Origin of the sequence: Citrobacter sp. wls826 (genome assembly GCF_005281245.1) — a bacterium.
Classification (GTDB): Bacteria; Pseudomonadota; Gammaproteobacteria; order Enterobacterales; family Enterobacteriaceae; genus Citrobacter; species Citrobacter braakii.
This window is the reverse complement of the sequence record NZ_SZWS01000024.1, coordinates 138,952-141,316: the sequence shown is the minus strand read 5'-3', so window position 1 is coordinate 141,316 and position 2,365 is coordinate 138,952. Positions and strand designations below refer to the sequence as shown.

General features: G+C 50.7%; 2 protein-coding genes. One reads left to right on the top strand and one right to left on the bottom strand.

The features are described 5' to 3' along the window. Positions 1-53: 53 nt before the first annotated feature. Positions 54-1,340: an ABC transporter substrate-binding protein gene (locus tag FDW87_RS05745; protein ID WP_016154603.1), complete on the bottom strand. Its 1,287-nt coding sequence runs from the start codon at positions 1,338-1,340 to the stop codon at positions 54-56. A gap of 211 nt (positions 1,341-1,551) precedes the next feature. Here FDW87_RS05745 and FDW87_RS05740 point away from each other — a divergent pair. Next, the coding region (locus FDW87_RS05740) for a LacI family DNA-binding transcriptional regulator (RefSeq protein ID WP_252363026.1) at positions 1,552-2,365 on the top strand (814 nt) is incomplete at its 3' end.

The following is a 2,365-nucleotide window of genomic DNA, read 5'->3' as shown; positions in this document are numbered from 1 at the left end:
GTGGAGGCCAACAGGCCTCCGGTGCGGGATTCATATCCAGCCATTTTTTCCCCTTATTTCGCCAGCAATGTGTTAATTTCCTGCGCGGATTTATCGAGGGTGGCTGCCGGATCGGCGTGGTTGAAAATGACCTGCTCCAGCATCTGCGTCATGCTGCGCTGAATCTCCGTGGTTTGCGTAGTGGCCGCTGGCGGCAGCGCGACGTCCACGTAAGAAGCGATCGCCTTCTCCAGCGGGTTTTTCTCAAAGTAATTCACAAACAGCGGATTACTCATTAAATCACTGCGTGCTGGCGGCATACCGGTCAGCTCCAGCCAGCTCCGGTCGTGCTCGGCGTTGTTAAAGACCCACTGAATAAACGCCCACGCCTGCGCTTTGCGCTTGCTGGAACTGAAGATCACCACCCCTTTGCTGTCGCCGAACGTATACGGGTGCGCGTCGCCTTTCTCGGTGAGCATCGGCCCAATTTGCAGCGTTTTGAGGATCTCCGGATACTGCTTGTGATAGCGAGCGATATCCCACGGACCGCGCGCGGACGCCAGCACCTGCCCGGTCGCTAACGGATCGTCGGCGGCGGTGAAGTCGTAGCTGCTCCACTTGCTGTTAAAGACTTTCCCCATAAAGGTCAGTACCGCCTGTCCGGCAGGATCGGCAAACGTCGCCTGATGACCCGCGAGGTAAGGTTTACCGCCGTTTTGCGCATAATAAAGCGGAATAAAATCGAACCAGCGTTCCCACCAGTTTTTCCCGGCGGTCATCTGGATAACATAGCCGTTATTATCCGCCGCCCGGCGCTCTGCCAGCTGATAAAGCTCATCATAACGGGTCGGAACATGATCAAAACCATACTGCTTGAGTAAATCGCCCCGCCACCACCAGACGATAGGATTAATATAGATTGGCAGAACGTGTTGCTCGCCGTTTAATTGCCAGGCAGGAATAATTTTGCCCATCTGTCGGTTATTAACGAGTTCATTAAAACCACTCATTTTAGACAGGTCTTCAAGCTGACCAATTTCCACTAACTGGCTGGCAAAACCGATAAAGATATTACTGGAAATATCGGGTTCCGTGCCGGAAGCCAGCGCGTTCATTATTGCCTCTTCAGAACTGCTGGCGGCAGGAATGGGCGTAAATTCGACCGGGGTATGCGCCGGGTCTTTATTCCATTCTTTAACCATAGTATTCCAGAAGGCTTCTTCATTTTCGTTTGGTGCCACCCACATTTTAATTGGCGTTTTTGCTGTCTCTGCGGATTTTTTATCATCCGGACCGCAGCCAGAAATACAAAATGCGAATAGTACACAGGCTGTTAATTTAGCTAATTTTACAACTCTCACGATAACTCTCCATTTACTTTCAATAAGTATTGATTTACCGCTACCCTGCTATTGAATGGAGCGTAAATTAACACCCCCTTTTTATGTTTAACGTTAAACAAATCACAAAACGATTTTTGTTTAACGTTAAACTTTGCATCAACGTTCAACGCAATGGACGATAGAAATAAATAATTCACGCCAATATATAAACCAAGCAAATATATTAAACATGAAAATAAACGTTAATGATAATAAAGATAAGAAACGTATTACGATAAAATCATTGGCCAAGATTATGGGTATTTCCCATACCACGGTGTCGAACGCATGGAATAATCCGGAAAAATTATCTCCGGAGCTGCGCCAGCGAATTTTGCAATATGCCAGCGAGCTTGGCTTTCAGGGACCGGACAAGCTGGCGCGCGCGCTGCGTACCGGTAAATCTGACACCATCGGCGTGATATTCAACGACTCTATGAGTTACGTGTTTATCGATCCCCACGACATTGCGCTGATGCGGGGGATCGCCGTCCAGTGTGAAGAACAAAACGTCAATCTGGTCTTGATCCCTTTGCGTAAGCGGCAACAGACGCCGCTCAACACCCTGGTTGATGGCTATATTCTCAACGCCACGCATAACAATGCGGCCATGATCCAGCACGCGCTGGCTCATGGGCGTCCGGTGGTCACGCTCGATTTTCAGTTTCCCGACCACAGCAGCGTCTCCATCGATAACGCCTGCGCCATGCGCGATATTGCCCGCTATCTGGCCGATAAAGGTCATCGACATTTCGGCATCATCGCCTTTCCGTCACAGCCCTCCGCGCAGGGAATGTGCGATCTGACCGCCCCCGTCACCGGCGACAACCTGCTGATGCTCTCCCGCGTGAATGTCTGCCGGGAGGTTTTCCAGCAGCGCGGCTTCGCCCTTGATACGTGCTGGCTGTATCAAACCCGACACGATGAAGAACACGGCGAACAGGCGGCCAAAGCGTTACTGGAAACCCATCCGGAGATCACTGCGCTTATCTGCCTTTCCGATC